The sequence below is a fragment of the Rossellomorea orangium genome, from assembly GCF_019334305.1.
GTDB lineage: Bacteria > Bacillota > Bacilli > Bacillales > Bacillaceae_B > Rossellomorea.
Genome location: NZ_JAHWGH010000017.1, coordinates 451,142 through 467,034, shown reverse-complemented (window position 1 = coordinate 467,034; position 15,893 = coordinate 451,142). Strand labels below are relative to the sequence as shown.

At 42.0% G+C, this 15,893-nt stretch carries 19 protein-coding genes, 1 tRNA gene and 2 riboswitches; of the genes, 13 read left to right on the top strand and 7 right to left on the bottom strand.

Annotated features, from left to right (window positions below):
• Positions 1 to 196: hypothetical protein (locus tag KYJ26_RS17265; protein ID WP_219168594.1), on the top strand; the 196-nt coding region annotated here is incomplete at its 5' end.
• Positions 197 to 410: 214 nt separating this feature from the next.
• Here KYJ26_RS17265 and KYJ26_RS17260 read toward each other — a convergent pair.
• Positions 411 to 764 (bottom strand): winged helix-turn-helix transcriptional regulator, encoded by a 354-nt coding sequence (locus tag KYJ26_RS17260; protein WP_206849844.1) that lies wholly within the window; start codon positions 762 to 764, stop codon positions 411 to 413.
• A gap of 209 nt (positions 765 to 973) precedes the next feature.
• Positions 974 to 1,147 carry a DUF2759 domain-containing protein gene (locus tag KYJ26_RS17255; RefSeq protein WP_034757672.1) on the bottom strand — a complete coding sequence of 58 codons (174 nt, stop codon included), beginning with the start codon at positions 1,145 to 1,147 and terminating at the stop codon, positions 974 to 976.
• Positions 1,148 to 1,352: 205 nt separating this feature from the next.
• On the opposite strand from KYJ26_RS17255, the gene KYJ26_RS17250 reads away from it, so the two are divergent.
• A complete protein-coding gene (locus tag KYJ26_RS17250; protein ID WP_219168593.1) occupies positions 1,353 to 1,988 on the top strand; it encodes an MBL fold metallo-hydrolase in 636 nt (211 codons plus the stop codon).
• 36 nt (positions 1,989 to 2,024) lie between these two features.
• Here KYJ26_RS17250 and KYJ26_RS17245 read toward each other — a convergent pair whose 3' ends face one another.
• Complete coding sequence (locus tag KYJ26_RS17245) at positions 2,025 to 2,270, bottom strand: DUF2626 domain-containing protein (protein WP_034757675.1); 246 nt, start codon at positions 2,268 to 2,270, stop codon at positions 2,025 to 2,027.
• 393 nt (positions 2,271 to 2,663) lie between these two features.
• Between KYJ26_RS17245 and KYJ26_RS17240 the strand changes: the two genes are divergently transcribed.
• Positions 2,664 to 3,044 (top strand): Spx/MgsR family RNA polymerase-binding regulatory protein, encoded by a 381-nt coding sequence (locus KYJ26_RS17240; protein ID WP_219168592.1) that lies wholly within the window; start codon positions 2,664 to 2,666, stop codon positions 3,042 to 3,044.
• Positions 3,045 to 3,260: 216 nt separating this feature from the next.
• Here KYJ26_RS17240 and KYJ26_RS17235 read toward each other — a convergent pair.
• Together KYJ26_RS17235 and KYJ26_RS17230 are read right to left on the bottom strand one after the other, a co-directional pair.
• Positions 3,261 to 3,332 (bottom strand) — tRNA-Gln (locus KYJ26_RS17235).
• A 60-nt stretch (positions 3,333 to 3,392) separates the two neighbouring features.
• Positions 3,393 to 4,031, bottom strand: a complete 639-nt coding sequence (locus tag KYJ26_RS17230; RefSeq protein WP_219168591.1) for a cupin domain-containing protein — start codon at positions 4,029 to 4,031, stop codon at positions 3,393 to 3,395.
• Positions 4,032 to 4,218: 187 nt separating this feature from the next.
• Here KYJ26_RS17230 and comGA point away from each other — a divergent pair, with 187 nt between their 5' ends.
• The 7 genes from comGA (at position 4,219) to KYJ26_RS17195 (ending at position 8,890) form a co-directional block, all read left to right on the top strand.
• Positions 4,219 to 5,292: a competence type IV pilus ATPase ComGA gene (gene comGA, locus KYJ26_RS17225; RefSeq protein WP_472691016.1), complete on the top strand. Its 1,074-nt coding sequence runs from the start codon at positions 4,219 to 4,221 to the stop codon at positions 5,290 to 5,292.
• The gene (comGB, locus tag KYJ26_RS17220; protein ID WP_219168589.1) at positions 5,276 to 6,298 is read left to right on the top strand and encodes a competence type IV pilus assembly protein ComGB; all 1,023 of its coding nucleotides are present in this window, start codon (positions 5,276 to 5,278) and stop codon (positions 6,296 to 6,298) included. Before comGA ends, comGB begins: the two co-directional genes overlap by 17 nt.
• A gap of 8 nt (positions 6,299 to 6,306) precedes the next feature.
• On the top strand, positions 6,307 to 6,633 hold the full coding sequence (comGC, locus tag KYJ26_RS17215; protein ID WP_374939776.1) for a competence type IV pilus major pilin ComGC: 327 nt from the start codon (positions 6,307 to 6,309) through the stop codon (positions 6,631 to 6,633).
• Complete coding sequence (gene comGD / locus KYJ26_RS17210; protein ID WP_308807571.1) at positions 6,629 to 7,075, top strand: competence type IV pilus minor pilin ComGD; 447 nt, start codon at positions 6,629 to 6,631, stop codon at positions 7,073 to 7,075. The genes comGC and comGD overlap by 5 nt, the downstream gene beginning before the upstream one ends.
• Before the next feature lie 209 nt (positions 7,076 to 7,284).
• A complete protein-coding gene (gene comGF / locus KYJ26_RS17205; protein ID WP_219168586.1) occupies positions 7,285 to 7,800 on the top strand; it encodes a competence type IV pilus minor pilin ComGF in 516 nt (171 codons plus the stop codon).
• 352 nt (positions 7,801 to 8,152) lie between these two features.
• Positions 8,153 to 8,662 carry a shikimate kinase gene (locus KYJ26_RS17200; RefSeq protein WP_219168585.1) on the top strand — a complete coding sequence of 170 codons (510 nt, stop codon included), beginning with the start codon at positions 8,153 to 8,155 and terminating at the stop codon, positions 8,660 to 8,662.
• A gap of 48 nt (positions 8,663 to 8,710) precedes the next feature.
• Positions 8,711 to 8,890, top strand: a complete 180-nt coding sequence (locus tag KYJ26_RS17195) for a YqzE family protein (protein WP_206849811.1) — start codon at positions 8,711 to 8,713, stop codon at positions 8,888 to 8,890.
• A gap of 66 nt (positions 8,891 to 8,956) precedes the next feature.
• Here KYJ26_RS17195 and KYJ26_RS17190 read toward each other — a convergent pair whose 3' ends face one another.
• Both KYJ26_RS17190 and KYJ26_RS17185 read right to left on the bottom strand, forming a co-directional pair.
• Positions 8,957 to 9,748, bottom strand: coding sequence for a YqhG family protein (locus KYJ26_RS17190; protein WP_219168584.1), 792 nt, complete (start codon positions 9,746 to 9,748; stop codon positions 8,957 to 8,959).
• Positions 9,717 to 11,417, bottom strand: a complete 1,701-nt coding sequence (locus KYJ26_RS17185; protein WP_219168583.1) for a DEAD/DEAH box helicase — start codon at positions 11,415 to 11,417, stop codon at positions 9,717 to 9,719. Before KYJ26_RS17185 ends, KYJ26_RS17190 begins: the two co-directional genes overlap by 32 nt.
• Before the next feature lie 174 nt (positions 11,418 to 11,591).
• A riboswitch (glycine riboswitch) is annotated at positions 11,592 to 11,683 on the top strand.
• Between the two features lie 3 nt (positions 11,684 to 11,686).
• Positions 11,687 to 11,766: riboswitch (glycine riboswitch) on the top strand.
• Positions 11,767 to 11,863: 97 nt separating this feature from the next.
• Between KYJ26_RS17185 and gcvT the strand changes: the two genes are divergently transcribed.
• From gcvT to gcvPB, 3 genes are read left to right on the top strand one after another with little or no spacing between them, the layout of a single operon-like run.
• Entirely contained in the window at positions 11,864 to 12,970 is a 1,107-nt protein-coding gene (gcvT, locus tag KYJ26_RS17180; RefSeq protein ID WP_219168582.1) for a glycine cleavage system aminomethyltransferase GcvT, read from the top strand.
• A gap of 16 nt (positions 12,971 to 12,986) precedes the next feature.
• On the top strand, positions 12,987 to 14,333 hold the full coding sequence (gene gcvPA / locus KYJ26_RS17175) for an aminomethyl-transferring glycine dehydrogenase subunit GcvPA (RefSeq protein ID WP_219168581.1): 1,347 nt from the start codon (positions 12,987 to 12,989) through the stop codon (positions 14,331 to 14,333).
• The gene (gene gcvPB / locus KYJ26_RS17170; RefSeq protein WP_219168580.1) at positions 14,326 to 15,789 is read left to right on the top strand and encodes an aminomethyl-transferring glycine dehydrogenase subunit GcvPB; all 1,464 of its coding nucleotides are present in this window, start codon (positions 14,326 to 14,328) and stop codon (positions 15,787 to 15,789) included. The genes gcvPA and gcvPB overlap by 8 nt, the downstream gene beginning before the upstream one ends.
• Positions 15,790 to 15,893: the final 104 nt, after the last annotated feature.

Below are 15,893 nucleotides of genomic sequence, written 5' to 3'. Positions count from 1 at the left end.
GCTCGCTTTCCGCGGGGCTGGCGGTGAGCCTCCTCGGCTGCGCCTGCGGGGTCTCACCTGTCCAGCGTTTCCCGCAGGAGTCGAGCACCTTCCGCTCCGATCAACTTACGAAAAGTTTGACTATCACAAAGGAAATGTGGAGATTGCGTATGCCACTGCTTATTCATTCGTTATAGTTACCCATTTTATTTCATAGTCCCTTACTCTTTTTGAACTGATGGTCACAAACCATTTTGCTCTGTCAACTACTTACTACTTGAGAGGGTGAAGGGAACTGCGTAGACTCCTACGGAAAGCAGGACTGTTCCCTTCACCCTCCTGCACTACAACTTAAATGACAGAGCATCGTAAATCTTAGTTTGTATGCGAATAGCAACAATCTTTGTGAAAACAGCTTTTTAATTTGATCTTTACGCTTCTTCACTTTCTAAGAGAACTTCACTTTTATCAGGATATGTTTTTTCAATATGCTGTTCTCCCCAGGCACATAACATGTCCAAAGGCTCTTTTAATGACCATCCGTATTCTGTCAATTCGTATTCGACCTTTGGAGGGACTTGATTATAAATGATCCGATTGATGACGCCATCTGCTTCCAGCTCCCTTAATTGCTGGGTCAGCATTTTCTGTGTTATACCCGGCATCAACCGTTTTAATTCGCTGGTCCTCCGTTTATTTTTGATTAGATGGCAAAGAATTACAACCTTCCATTTTCCTCCAATCACTTCCAGGGAAGCTTCAACCGGTATATTGTACTTTTTCAATTACTAAACCTCCTCATCCGAGTTCTAATTATATATAGAATTGGCTGTAAGGATGTCGAATATCCCAATCGCCTTAAGGTAAATGTCACTAATAGTATAACGTACATATCCAAAAGATCCATAGGGTACTTTTTGGTGCCTGTAAAGCCGTTGAATTAAAAAGCCTTCCATAATGAAATGGAAGGCTTTTTAATGTGAAACATTTTTAATTAATGACCACCTGGGTAACCAGAGTGAAGGACAGTCATAATTGTAAACCATCCAAAAACACCTAATGTTGCAAGTGAGAAAAGAATTCCCATTGCATTCTTGTTTTTGAAAGTGCTTACTACTGCAAATAAAGCTAATAAAGTAACCAGTGAAGTAATAATTACAAGACCCATTTATATGACCCCTTTCATTAAAATGCGTTTTACTGACCTCTTGATAACAATATGTACATAAATGCACTCATTAACATTTTATAGTTTTTTTTCCTTTTTGTCGAGGTCAAATATTGACACTTCTATGTCTACCTTGCGACTTCCATGTTTTTATGAAGCTGGAAGTTCTGATACAATTAATGTATCACAAATGGAGGTGAAAACGTTGCAGTGGAAACAAATCCCATTAGGCCCTTTGCAAACCAACTGTTATATCTTATGGAACTCTAGCAAGGATTGTCTTGTCATTGATCCCGGTGGTGAAGGGGAGAAACTGATTGACTGGTTGGAAAGTCAATCGTTGTCCCCGTTAGCCATTCTCCTCACACATGCTCATTTCGATCATATCGGAGCTGTTGACGATATAAGGAGGAGCTTTGACATCCCAGTTTATGTTCATGAAAAAGAAGCTCAGTGGTTATTGGATCCCTCTTTAAATGGTTCCCAGCTATTCATGATGGGTGAGTTGATCAGACTTAAACCGGCTGATTACATACTGACAAATGAAAAGAATTTAACAATCGGAGACTTTCAGCTCCAGTTGTTCGAAACACCAGGTCATTCACCTGGTAGTATTTCTTATTATGTACAAGAAAGTGGAATTGTATTAGCAGGAGACACACTGTTTATGGGGAGTATCGGACGTTCCGATTTACCAGGTGGAAATCACAAAGAGTTACTGGCAAGCATTCATGAAAGGTTATTGACCCTGCCTGAAGAAACAAAGGTTCTTCCTGGACATGGTCCTGAAACATCAATAGAAGCAGAAATGGACTCAAATCCATTTTTAAACGGCTTCTAAAAAAACCCCTTCAGCAATCAGCTGAAGGGATTTTTTTTAGTGTCCTCCTGCACCCGGAGTCATCATAAAGGTCGTCCAATAAGTAAAACCTGCAAAGAACACTGTTAAGTATGCACCGAAAACATAAATATACATGCGTTCGGACAGTTTTAAATAGCTAAGCATAATGAAGAATCCGGTTTGGCCTAAAAAGATTAATGATGTTGTGGTCATATCACCAAGATAGAACATAACGGCAAAAATACCAGTCCAAAAACCTAGAACTCTAAACATACGATCCATATGTAACCCTCCTTTGCACCCTAAGTCCATCACTCAATATTATAAATGAATACTACCATAAAAGTAAATAAGTGTTTGATGTTAGTTTGTGACGAATAGGTGTAATCTAACCCTTAAAATTTTATTTATCCGTTTTTTACCCTTGTTACTTACTTCCACAATGCTCAAAATGTGAAACCTTCCCGTTTACTGAAGGGGGCCTCTACCTGATATTGAGTTGTAATCAGCTTTAAAACGATAGCAACCCAAGAAGAATTCACTCCGTCCATTCTCTGTAAAAAAATGTTCACAAATTCCCAAGGGAAATTACTGTACAAAAGTTATACAATTAATATACAATATGTTTAACAAATCTTAGAAACTTGAAAGTTAAATTTGAAGGAGGTCAAGAAAGTGAATAACCTTACATTTTTTACTTATCCAAGCTGTACCTCTTGCCGAAAAGCCAAAAAGTGGTTAACCGCACATTCTGTTGATTTTGATGAGAGGCACCTTTTTAGAGAGACACCGACTCATAAAGAACTAATGGAATTGTTATCCCTTACGACAGAGGGACTTGATGAGATCCTCGCCACTCGAAGCCAAACCTTTAAAGAATTAGGGAAAGATGTGAATGATTTGCCACTGTCCGAAGTGATTAAATTAATCATTGATGAACCGAAGCTTCTTCGCAGGCCACTTCTGACAGACGGAAAAAAACTGGTGGTCGGCTACAACCCGGATGGACTTCAGAGTCTTGCGAATAAAAACAGAACATTGAAGAAAAGCAGCTGAATATAAAAGGCAGTCACTTGAATTTTTCAAATGACTGCCTTTTTCAATGGTAAGTGTCGGGGCTGACCAAGCCGCCTCCGCTTTTGGATTATCCAGCTGCAGGGGCTTAGAGGCTCGAGGTCATAAGCTAAGGCACCCCAAAAGGCAAAGAGCGCCTTCCGGGATGCCTCATCTTATGCTTGTCGCCTCTGGGCAAAGCCCCTTCCGCTTTTAAAACTGGGCTAGCTGGATTCGAACCAACGCATGTCGCAGTCAAAGTGCGATGCCTTACCGCTTGGCTATAGCCCATTGAATCTTCTTTACAAAATATAGTATGTTTCAATTTTAAGGAACTATTCATGTATTTTTTTAAAAAGTTTTCGGGATGCATTGCCTGTAGTAATAGGGGTTTGGCTGATATCGATAATGATATGGGGAGTAATTGTGCTGTGTTGTCCGGGCTGGTGGATACCTCTCAGGTTCTAAGCAACTCGGACCGATATAGGTGCCCGGCTTCACCTTTTCTGTCGTTTTGATCCACGCGCCTTCATTCATGCAATAGTTTTTCGCCATGACACTTGAAGGGGTGAGCTTCAAGATATCCGAACCTAGTATCACTTCCGGGGTAGGCGCATTGAAGATTGCCAATAGGTGAGTACGGTCCTTGGTCGCCTCCTCGTAATGCCACCAGCCTTGAGGTATGTTTGCAACTTGTCCCGGGGATATAGAGTAATTTTGTATTTCCTTTGTAAATGGATTAAGAATCGATACTGTAGCCGCACCTGAAATGCAATATACCAGCTCGGCAGCATTTTGATGATAGTGGGGCTCTACAAAGTTATGTTTACTTAAATAGATATCAAGCAGGGATGTTTGATCCAATGTATTTAATTGGCCTACTCCCAAAATATTGATCAAGTTTTGATGGTCTTTTTTAAATAGAGTACTTTTGTTAACATCATATGAGAATTGTACATCTGGAGAGGTGTAATCCATATATTTCGTCATGAGAAGGGTCACCGCTTTCGAATGAATGTTTTCCTTCATAATATATGGGTGGGCGATTAATATGTGATTCGAAGAGAAAGAGAAGATACTTCAATGCAAGATTTAAAAAAGTTTGTGGAAAAAGAAGGAATTTGTAACAAAATGTCGTATATCTTAAAGTAAGAAATAAGAAAGGTGGTGCACATCCATATTTCACTCAGTCGAATCTTTATCGGAAGTGATGATTGGAGAAGCATTCAGCAATGATGCAACAGATATTCATTTGATACCCAGAACGAAAGAATACTTGATTCAATTCAGGAAACTCGGGGGTTTGGTGCCATTCCAGACCATCGACGAAGATCAGGCAGAACGTCTGATTGCCCATCTGAAGTTCATGGCTTCCATGGATATCGGAGAAAAACGCAAACCTCAAAGTGGCTCTTTCAGCCTTACCGTCAGAAATACCCCTCTCTCTCTCAGAATATCAACCCTGCCTACGACACATTTAAAAGAAAGTCTCGTCATTCGGATACTCCCTCAAAAATACCAGATTCCCATTGAGAAAATGTCTCTTTACCCTTCTTCTGCCAAGAAACTTCTTGCCCTGCTAATGCATTCCCATGGCCTCATCCTGTTCACTGGACCGACTGGTAGTGGTAAAACCACTACGTTATATTCACTCGTTCACCACTGCTCCGTGGTATTAAACCGAAATGTGATCACCCTGGAGGATCCCGTCGAGAAGCAGCATGATGAAATGGTTCAGATCCAGGTAAATGAGAAAGCAGGGATTACGTATTCCACGGGATTAAAAGCAATCCTGCGACACGACCCCGACATTATCATGGTGGGGGAAATCCGCGATCGGGAGACGGCAGAAATCGCTGTTAGGGCAAGCTTGACGGGGCACTTGGTGATTTCAACCATGCATACAAGAGATGCAAAAGGGGCGATTTACCGCTTAATGGAATTAGGAATCGAGTGGCATGATATCGAGCAGACCCTGCTTGCTGTATCCGCTCAAAGATTGTTGAAACTTTTATGTCCGATCTGCAAAGGGGAGTGTGGCGGACAATGTTTAAGAGGGGAAAAGCGGAACAGGGCATCGGTATATGAAATCATTACGGGAAGTGCCTTGAAGAAAGTATTGAAAGAGGCAAGGGGTGAAATTGTCCAACACAAGTACCGCACACTGCAAACATTAATCTGTAAAGGGGTGGCACTAGGTTTTGTTTCAGAGAATGAATATAGGAAATGGGTTCATGAAGAAAAGCGATGATCAAGGTAAATTTCTAAAGAGACTTGGTGATTTACTTCAAAAGGGATATACCTTTATGGAAGCCATCGACTTTCTTTTGGTACCAAAGGAGAAGAAAACCATCAAATTAAAAAGGAGATTGGTTGCCTCACTCCAGAAAGGTGAATCCATTTCCACTGTGATGAGTAAACAATTAAACCTTCCCAGTCACGTCAGCGCACAAATTTTTTTCGCCGAGCATCATGGTCAAATGGGCCACACTTTGTCTGAAGCTGGGACCTATCTTATTAAAAGAAGGAAAAATCAACAGCAGCTGCAAAAAGTCTTCCAATACCCACTAATGCTGATCTTCATTTCCATCATCATGATGGTGCTGCTTCGCAAAGTGCTTTTTCCAAGATTTCAGTCCCTGTATTCTTCAATGGGCTATGAACCTTCAGCAAAACTTACGTATCTTTTACACTTTATCGAAAACTTCCCAATGGTATTAGGTGTAGTTTTTTTTATTCTCCTATTTTCCACCATTCTTTTCTTTCTTTTTAAAAAGCGAATTTCCCCTCCAAAACTTTCGGCAGCCTTAAGCAGACTTCCAATTTTTTCGTTTTATATAAAGCTGGGTCATTCCTACTTTTTTTCCCGGGAATTAAGTTTTCTTCTCTCAAGCGGAGTATCCATTACTGAATCCTTGCTCATCATCGAGAGTCAATCATTCCGTCCGACATTGCAGTACATTTCCAGCCAGTTCATACAAAAACTTAAAGCAGGTATACCTTTTCATGAGTGTTTTACTTCTCTGCCATTTTTTCAGGAAGAATTGCCGTTCATCGTTCATCACGGTCAAACGAACGGAAGGTTGGCAGAAGAACTTCGTGTTTACAGTGATATCTGCTTTCAGGATTTAGAAGAAAGAACGCATACATGGCTCAAGTATATCCAGCCTGCGATTTTTACTATTGTCGGACTATTCATCATGGCGATCTACTTCTCCATTATGATGCCACTTTTTCAAATGATGCAGGGGATATGAAAAAAATTATTTCCAGGAGGACAAATATGCTCAAAAATGAAAAAGGTTTCACTTTGATCGAGATGATGATCGTTTTACTCGTCATTTCTGTTTTGCTTTTCATTACAATCCCGAATGTGACCAATCAGAGTAATTCCATTAATTCAAAAGGCTGTGAGGCATTTATTCATATGGTCGAAGGGCAAATTGAAGCATATAAGATGGACGGGAATACTGATCCGGTGACCATTGATTCTCTTGTTACAGATGGTTATCTGAACGATGAGTATAAAGCATGTCCTGATGGGAGAGCCATCACTGTGAATGCGGAAGGAAAAGTGGTGACTTCCGATTAATGATAGTGGTAAAGCTGAAGCAGGTTATACCCTCATAGAAATGCTCATCGTCTTGATGATCTTCACCATTCTCCTTTCATGGGTCGGCTTTTCTGTCCTGCCTTTAAAAAGCCACACTGAAAAGGAGCTCTTCATTTCCCAGCTCGAATCGGATCTTTACCAGATTCAAAGCTACAGTGTCAACCATCAATCACTGATTTTCTTGACTTTTTATCCACTAACCAATAAATATGTTGCGAAAACGGAAGCGAGACAAACGGTTGTATCAAGGGAGCTTCCTGCAGGAATTGAGATAGCTGCCAGGAACAGCCTCGAAGAGATCACTTTTTATCCTGATGGAAATACGAACAGATTTGGCAGTGTGAATTTTAAAACGGAACATGAGACTATGTACCTCATGTTCCAAATTGGCCAAGGGAGATTTTATGTACAAGAATTCTAAAGGTTTCTCACTTACTGAAACGCTTGTCGCTTTTAGTTGTACCCTTATGATATGTGGGTTGTTTATACCCTTTCTCATTCAATACATGCACCGCCTTCAACAGCTTCAGTATGAAGTGGAAGCGCTGAAATTTCTTAGGGAAAGTGTAGAGAAAGCGATTGTTACGCATGAATTTTCTACTCATGCAAGAATGTATAAGGGGGTCAGGTATGAGGTCGCTTGGAAAGATGGGAGTGGTGATGAAGCTTGCGTTCGCTACGATAGCCGGGAGATTTGTACATCACAAAAAAGATGAACGGGGGTTTACATTGGTTGAAGCCCTGTTAAGTTTTAGTGTATTTTGCATGATATCCTTCAGTCTTCCTCTTATGATGAAGGGCTTTATGATGATAAAGAATGATTTGGTCCCACCCCATTATTATGAGTGGAATTTATTCAATGAGAGCGTTAGGAACGAATTAAAGAATGTGGAAGCTGTAGAAATCGCGCCACAGCACATTTCATTTGTGATGGATGGAGAAACGATTCTATATGAAACCTACGATCAATCCATTCGAAGGAGGGTGAATAATAGAGGGCATGAAATCGTACTTCAGGCAGTGGATCAGGTTACCTTTACTTCCATTCGAGGGGGGGTGCATTTGGATTTGGAATTTGAAGGAGGCGAAAAAGTGGAAGGGGATTTCATGTGTTTTTCACCATTTGAGGGGTCGTTTTCACCTTAACGATAGTGGGTTCATCCTGCCGTATACCCTGTTCCTCCTGGTGATTGTCCTTTTTTTGGCTTTTGCATCAAAAGACATTTATATAAGTAAGTATCAATACCTTTCGAATATGAAGAGTATGCACGAGAGAAACATAAGCCTCTCCCACAGCATCTTACTCGAGATGGAGAATGAATCCTTATACACTGGAGTAATAAATCTAACTTTCGGCGAGGTCATGACCTCAAGTACGATGCTCAATTCCAGTGAAGTTCAAATGGAATTGACGTTCAAAAGGGACGAGAAGGTTTTTCTTCCTGAAACGGTTGTGTATAATAGGGAAACAAAACAAATCATACGTTGGGAGTAGAATATGAAACCGATTTTCTTTGTAGGCTTTATGGGTGTGGGAAAGACAACGGTTGGAAAACGTTTGGGAGAAGTACTGAATCTTCCTGTCATTGATCTGGATCAATATATTGAGACTAAAGAGAAAAAATCGATTAGAGACATCTTTCATCAGCATGGTGAAACGTATTTTAGAGAACTTGAAACGAGTGTTCTTCAGGAACTGAAAAAAGAAATGGCCATCATAACGACTGGTGGTGGAATAGTAGAAAGGGAGGAGAACCGTGCCTTTCTACGGAATTGTGGTTCTGTTTTCCATCTTACCTGCCCTTTTGGTTCATTATGGAAAAGGCTTGAAGGAGATCAGGACAGGCCACTTGTTCAAAGAAATTCGAAAACCAGTTTAAAGGAGCTGTATGAGCGTCGGCTGCCCCTTTACGAAAGTGGGAGCACAGTGACCATTTTTACAGAGGGTAAATCCGTGGATGAAGTGGTAGAGCTGATATTACCCTATCTTCAACATAATGTTGTATAATTCCTGGCACTACCGGGAATACTGATGGAAGCGGAGGGTGGTGCTTTTATGTCAGTGAATGATTATGTTAAGTTCATAACACAAACATTTGTTCAACATTATGAAAAATCACCTCATGAACGTAAAACATTAAAAAAGCAGAAAAAGAACGAGCGGGAACCATTTCTTTTCAGATGGTTCGGCATCATTCCGTATGCTTTCATGATACTGTTCAAGAAAAATAAATAGTGGACAAGGGCTGCCCTAAACGGCAGTCCTTTTTTTGATCCTGGGGGAAGGTATCCCCCAGATTCCTCACTGTGACTGCTGTAAATAAAATATTCCACCGTTTATGACCTCTATGGTAATTTTTGGTTCATACTGCTCCTTTAAAGCCTGCTGCTCAAGAAAATAGGATTCGGGTTTTTCTTCCTGATCTCCATAAAAATGATTCAAAAGTTGAAGATCATCCTCCCAAGTCTTTCTTGCTTGCTCCGCCCACTCGACGGGTTCCCTTTTAATTTCTTCGTATAGATATGACTGGACTCTGTTCACTCCACTTTTCGGTTTGATGATTGGTGTCAAAGTGAAAGAGAAATCTGGAATCTTCGGTGTCATGTTTTTGGTCATTAGAGCCCCATGAAAGTTTTCTTCTATGATTCCATTGATCAAGTTTACACCGATACTACGGATGCTGTCTTTCTTTCGGTTGGATTGATAAGATATTTTAATGTTCAATCCCAGCCAAGGATGAAGGGGCGTCTGTTGGCCGCTCGGAGTATACCGATTTTCATAAAGCCGTATATACCCTGCAAGATTCCGGGTTGAGTGGAAGATCTGATGAAGCCTCGGTGAACCAAAGTGGATCGGTTCACCTTTCATATCCTCAGGTGCATGATCAGGATTGGTGATGAGGGATAACGTCATCGGGTTCGGTGTCCCCCCTGTCTTTTCAAGATAATGCCAGTAGAATGGTCGGTTCATAAGTTCTTTATCCAAATCGATCGTGAGCTGTACAGTCATGTATCCATTTCCGTTCGCAACCATATCACATCCATTGGCGATGAAATACCGCTCAAGAAATCGATGAATTTCGTGCTGCTGCATTTGTTTTCTCCTCCTTTAATTGTTCTGCAAATTGAATCATACTTGTTAAATTCTCCATTTTGATCTTCATTTCTCCCTCTGTTCGGGATGAAGACAGGATATCTGTCACATGCTCTTCGAAATCCCTGAAATCCAGGCGGGTGAGTATTTCATCCAGTTGACCGATCACCCGTTCAAACAGATTGATTTTCTCATACAGAAGTTTCAGGATATGTTCTTCAACTGTATTTTTTGTAGCGAAGTTATAAATATGAACATCTTCTGTCTGCCCAAGACGGTGAACGCGGCCGATTCGCTGTTCCAATCTCATCGGGTTCCATGGCAGATCAAAATTGATCACGTGGTGACAGAATTGGAGGTTGATTCCTTCTCCTCCAGCTTCAGTGGCAATCAACACCTGTGCATGCTTCTGGAATAACTCTCTCATCCAGTCTTTTTTTCCTCGTTTAAATCCTCCCCTGAAAGGGACCGAGCTGATTCCGTGCTGTTTCAAGAACCATTGAAGATAGAGCTGTGTTGCACGGTATTCTGTGAAAATGATCACTTTATCATTTATCGATTGAACGATTTCCAGCGCCTTTTGTGCCTTTGAGTTCATGGTCACGTTCTCTACTTTTTTCATCAGTGTACCAATCGTATGTTCAAAAGCAGGTGTAGGTGATTCCTTCTTTTCAAGCATATTTTTAAGTGTGTAAAATACAGCTTCACGGGAACTGCACGCTTCTCTTTGAAGGGTGAGGAGTGAGAAAGAGCTGGAATTTGCCCAGTCATCATATCTTCCTCTGAGCAGGTCGATGCTGTTATATAAATCTCTCTCAGCCTCGTTGAAATCAATTAATACAGTCTTCACATGCCTCTTCGTCCATTCAATCCCTGTATCGCCACGCCTATTGCGTATCATTACTTTGTTGATGAGGCTTTTCAGATGGTCATCCTCCTGAAGTGTACGATCCCCTTTTTTATATCTGTCCGTGAACCCAGATTCATTCCCAAGATGCCCAGGCTTTAGAAGGGAAACAAGATGAAAGATTTCTTCTACACGATTTTGGATAGGTGTTGCAGTCAATAGTAGGCAGAATTTCTTCTTGAGATTTTGGACAAATTCATAGTTTTTTGTTTTATGATTTTTCAGTTTGTGAGCTTCGTCGATGATCACCAGGTCATAATCCTGCTCATACACTTTTTCCCGATGAGGGCTCCTCTTTGCCGTATCCATGGATGAAACCACGATGTCACATTGATCCCATACGTAGCTCTTACGCTGGGGAACGGCGGGAATGAAGAACTTACTGTTTAATTCATATGCCCATTGAGAAACGAGAGAAGCAGGAACCAAAATCAATACCTTTTTGACTAATCCCCTAATCATGTACTCTTTCAATATCAATCCGGCTTCAATCGTTTTTCCGAGTCCAACTTCGTCCGCAAGAATCGCTTTTCCGTTCATCGTTTCCACTACCTGCTTCGCTGCTTCCAGCTGGTGAGGGAGAGGAGTGACATTTGCCAAATGTTTTGGAGCCTGCAGGCCTTCAAAGTTCGGAATTGCAAGATGGTGCTCAAATTCGATGGCGAGTTTATAAAGCTCCCAGTTCCCCCAGGGGCCATCGTTTTCGATTAAACTTTCAAGACCTTCTCCCCACTGTTCATCAAATATAACCTCAACATTCATCTGAAAAACATCTCCTTATTTCTAATAAAAATGATTGCTCAAAACTCGTATTTAATGGTAGGATGAAAATAGATTTTCAATTGTTAGAAAAACTCGAAAATCCGAACATTCACATTTACAACATTTCTTCTGTATATTTCTAGTATGACCAATTGTTTCAAGGAATATTGGCGAATGATGACAAGGGGAGAGACTGTGCAAACAGCGCCGAAGGAGCAAGCACGTTTATGTGTGAATCTCTCAGGCAAAAAGACTCTTGTTGGACGCAACTCTGGAGAGCGTTTCCGAAACAGGAAACCACCAAAGGGGAAAGCCGTTCTTCGGTAAACTTTCAGGTGCAAGGACAGAGAAAACTTCTTTATGAAAAGGGGTTTTTCTGTCCTTTTTTCATGGGATAAAACTTGGTTAAGAATTATGCAAGCAAGGAATTTAAAGGGGGAAAAGTCATGTCAGAGTTAAAACAAACACCTTTATACGATGTGTACAAAGAGTATGGAGGTAAGACCATCGACTTCGGTGGCTGGGCTTTACCAGTGCAATTCTCAAGTATTAAAGAAGAACATGAAGCGGTAAGAACCCGGGCAGGACTATTCGATGTTTCTCATATGGGAGAAATTGAAGTGAAGGGTGAAGGGGCTCTTGACTACTTACAGAAAATGATGACAAATGATGTCTCCAAAGTAAAAGACGGAGGCGCACAGTATACGGCCATGTGCTACGAAAACGGTGGGACAGTCGACGACTTACTGGTTTATAAAATAAAAGACAATGATTATTTGCTCGTTGTAAACGCAGCAAATATAGATAAAGATTTTCAGTGGTTGAAAGAACATGAAACAGATGGTGTTGAAATCAACAATATCTCTGAACATATGGCGCAATTGGCCCTTCAAGGTCCGATTGCGGAAGAAGTACTGCAAAAAATCACCAATGAACATACATTGAGCGATATCGGCTTTTTTAAATTCCAAACTGAAGTGAATATAAATGGGAAGTCTGCACTCGTTTCCCGTACCGGTTATACGGGTGAAGATGGGTTTGAAATCTATTGTGCCTCAACTGATGCAGTGGCGATCTGGACGGCGATCCTTGAGGAAGGTAAAGAGCATGGAGTCCTTCCGTGTGGACTTGGTGCACGGGATACCTTACGTTTCGAAGCGAATCTTGCACTTTACGGACAGGAATTATCACAATCCATCACGCCGATTGAAGCCGGGATCGGGTTTGCTGTAAAAGTGAATAAAGAGGTTCCGTTCATCGGACAGGAAGTGCTGAAACAACAAAAAGAAGAAGGTGCCACACGAAAGATCGTGGGAATTGAAATGATTGATCGCGGCATTCCACGTCATGGCTATAAAGTATTTTCCGGAGAAGAAGAAATAGGTGAAGTCACAACGGGTACACAATCACCAACGTTAAAGAAAAATGTAGGGTTGGCCCTCTTGAATAAAGAGTTTACTGCTTTGGATACGGAAGTACTGGTGGAAATCAGAGGGAAAAAGTTAAATGCGAAAGTGGTAGCAACACCTTTTTATAAAAGACCAAAGAAATAGGGGAGGAATGACGGTCATGAAGCATCGTTATTTACCGATGACAGAGCAAGATCAAAGGGAAATGTTAGACAGCATTGGAGTAGACAGCGTTCACGATCTATTTGAGGATATTCCTGAACAGGTTCGTTTTAATGGGGATTACAAAATCAAAAAAGCGAAGTCGGAAACGGAATTGGTAAAAGAACTCACTAAGATGGCCGCGAAAAATGCGGATCTGAAAAGTCATGCATCCTTTCTAGGGGCAGGGGTATACGATCATTACATGCCGATCATTGTGGATCATGTATTATCTCGTTCAGAGTTCTATACAGCTTATACACCTTACCAGCCGGAAATCTCCCAAGGAGAACTGCAAGCGATCTTTGAATTCCAAACGATGATTTGTGAACTGACAGGTATGGATGTAGCCAATTCATCCATGTACGATGGAGGAACGGCTCTGGCAGAGGCAGCTATGTTGAGTGCAGGTCAAACACGCCGCAAGAAAGTTCTCGTTTCGAGTACAGTTCATCCTGAATCACGTGATGTATTGAGATCTTACGCGAAGGGTCAATATATCGAAGTAGTTGAAATTCCGCACAATAATGGTGTAACCGACGTGGAAGAACTGAAGAAATTGATGGGGAATGACATAGCAGCGGTCATCGTTCAATACCCTAACTTCTTTGGACGGGTGGAGGAGCTGAAAGCGATTGAAGAAGTGGCACATGCAGAAAAAGCAATGTTCGTCGTTTCATCCAATCCCCTTGCCCTTGGAGCACTTACACCTCCGGGACAATTAGGTGCTGATATCGTCATTGGTGACGCGCAGCCATTCGGCATTCCAAGTGCCTTCGGAGGCCCTCACTGCGGATACTTTGCCGTGAATAAGAAGCTTATGCGTAAAGTACCAGGCCGTCTGGTCGGTCAAACCGTCGATGAAGATGGCATCCGTGGCTTCGTGTTGACCCTGCAAGCCCGTGAGCAGCATATCCGTCGTGACAAAGCGACTTCGAATATTTGTTCCAACCAGGCTCTGAATGCCCTTGCCGCATCTGTCGCTATGACGGCACTCGGAAAACAGGGAGTCAAAGAAATGGCCATTCAAAACATCCAAAAAGCTCACTATGCCAAAGAAGCCTTTAAAGCAAAAGGATTCTCCATCGCATTTGAAGGACCTTCATTCAATGAGTTTGTCTTAAAGGTGAATAGACCTGTTAAAGAAATCAATAAAAAGCTTCTGGAAAAAGAAATGATCGGCGGGTACGATCTTGGATTAATGGATGACAGCCTTGCTCAGCATATGCTGGTAGCTGTTACAGAACTTCGCAGCAAAGAAGAAATCGACGCATTCGCAGCAGAATTGGGGGATTGTCATGAATAAGAAAGATCAGCCTCTTATTTTTGAATTATCTAAAGAAGGCCGCACAGGGTACAGCCTGCCAGAGATGGATGTACCACAGGTGGAACTGTCAGATCTCATTCCGACCGACTATATCCGTACAGAAGCACCTGAACTTCCTGAGGTATCGGAACTAGATATCATGCGCCATTATACAGCGTTATCGAAACGCAATCATGGGGTGGATTCCGGTTTCTATCCACTTGGATCCTGTACGATGAAATACAATCCAAAAGTGAATGAAAACGTTGCGCGACTGAACGGATTCGCTCACATCAACCCTCTTCAGGAAGCTGAAAGCGTGCAAGGTGCTCTTGAACTGATGTATGATCTCCAGGAGCATTTGAAAGAAATCACGGGTATGGATGAAGTCACGCTTCAACCTGCGGCGGGAGCCCATGGAGAGTGGACAGGTCTGATGATGATCCGTGCCTACCATGAGGCGAATGGAGATACCCATCGTACGAAGGTGATCGTACCGGACTCGGCTCATGGAACGAACCCTGCAAGTGCAACAGTTGCCGGATTTGAAACGGTGACGGTAAAGTCGAATGAAAACGGTCTGGTCGATTTAGAAGACTTAAAGCGGGTAGTCGGGGATGATACAGCTGCCCTCATGCTGACAAATCCAAATACTCTTGGTTTATTCGAAGAAAACATCATGGAAATGGCTTCCATCATTCATGAAGCAGGTGGAAAGCTCTATTATGACGGAGCCAACTTGAATGCGGTTCTCTCAAAAGCAAGACCGGGGGATATGGGATTTGACGTCGTGCATTTGAATCTTCATAAGACGTTCACCGGTCCTCACGGAGGCGGAGGTCCAGGAAGCGGTCCTGTAGGAGTGAAGGAAGACTTAATTAAATATCTTCCAAAACCTGTCCTTGTGAAAAACGGAGAGCAATATGAATTCGATTATAACCGTCCTGACTCAATTGGTCGTGTAAAACCATACTATGGTAACTTCGGTATCAACGTTCGGGCCTATACGTATATCCGAACTATGGGGCCGGACGGACTGAGAGCCGTGACGGAGAATGCCGTACTGAACGCAAACTACATGATGCGCCGCCTTGCTCCTTACTTTGACCTGCCGTATGATCGTCATTGTAAACATGAGTTCGTCATCAGTGGGAAACGTCAGAAGAAGCTTGGCGTACGCACGCTCGATATTGCGAAGCGGCTCTTGGACTTCGGATATCATCCGCCAACCATTTACTTCCCATTAAATGTCGAAGAGTGCATGATGATTGAACCAACGGAAACAGAATCAAAAGAAACCCTTGATTCTTTCATTGATGCCATGATCCAAATTGCAAAAGAAGCAGAAGAAACACCGGAAATCGTCCAGGAAGCGCCACACACGACCATCGTGAAGCGCATGGATGAGACACTGGCAGCAAGAAAACCGGTCCTGCGCTATACAAAAGAAAGCTAAAAACAATACCAAAACAACCCCTTGGCGAAACGCTGAGGGGTTTTTACCTGAGGGACGGACCTTCATTTTAAGCACAAAACCACATCCCACCACACTCAACTAAA

Excerpts from the sequence above, each read along its gene's own strand:
- KYJ26_RS17255 (WP_034757672.1), bottom strand. The coding sequence starts at position 1,147 with ATGGGTCTTGTAATTATTACTTCACTGGTTACTTTATTAGCTTTATTT.
- KYJ26_RS17245 (WP_034757675.1), bottom strand. The coding sequence starts at position 2,270 with ATGGATCGTATGTTTAGAGTTCTAGGTTTTTGGACTGGTATTTTTGCC.
- KYJ26_RS17230 (WP_219168591.1), bottom strand. The coding sequence starts at position 4,031 with ATGACGAAATATATGGATTACACCTCTCCAGATGTACAATTCTCATAT.
- comGB (WP_219168589.1), top strand. The coding sequence starts at position 5,276 with ATGAAGAAAAGCGATGATCAAGGTAAATTTCTAAAGAGACTTGGTGAT.
- comGF (WP_219168586.1), top strand. The coding sequence starts at position 7,285 with ATGAGGTCGCTTGGAAAGATGGGAGTGGTGATGAAGCTTGCGTTCGCT.
- KYJ26_RS17200 (WP_219168585.1), top strand. The coding sequence starts at position 8,153 with ATGAAACCGATTTTCTTTGTAGGCTTTATGGGTGTGGGAAAGACAACG.
- KYJ26_RS17195 (WP_206849811.1), top strand. The coding sequence starts at position 8,711 with ATGTCAGTGAATGATTATGTTAAGTTCATAACACAAACATTTGTTCAA.
- KYJ26_RS17190 (WP_219168584.1), bottom strand. The coding sequence starts at position 9,748 with ATGCAGCAGCACGAAATTCATCGATTTCTTGAGCGGTATTTCATCGCC.
- KYJ26_RS17185 (WP_219168583.1), bottom strand. The coding sequence starts at position 11,417 with ATGAATGTTGAGGTTATATTTGATGAACAGTGGGGAGAAGGTCTTGAA.
- gcvT (WP_219168582.1), top strand. The coding sequence starts at position 11,864 with ATGTCAGAGTTAAAACAAACACCTTTATACGATGTGTACAAAGAGTAT.
- gcvPA (WP_219168581.1), top strand. The coding sequence starts at position 12,987 with ATGAAGCATCGTTATTTACCGATGACAGAGCAAGATCAAAGGGAAATG.
- gcvPB (WP_219168580.1), top strand. The coding sequence starts at position 14,326 with ATGAATAAGAAAGATCAGCCTCTTATTTTTGAATTATCTAAAGAAGGC.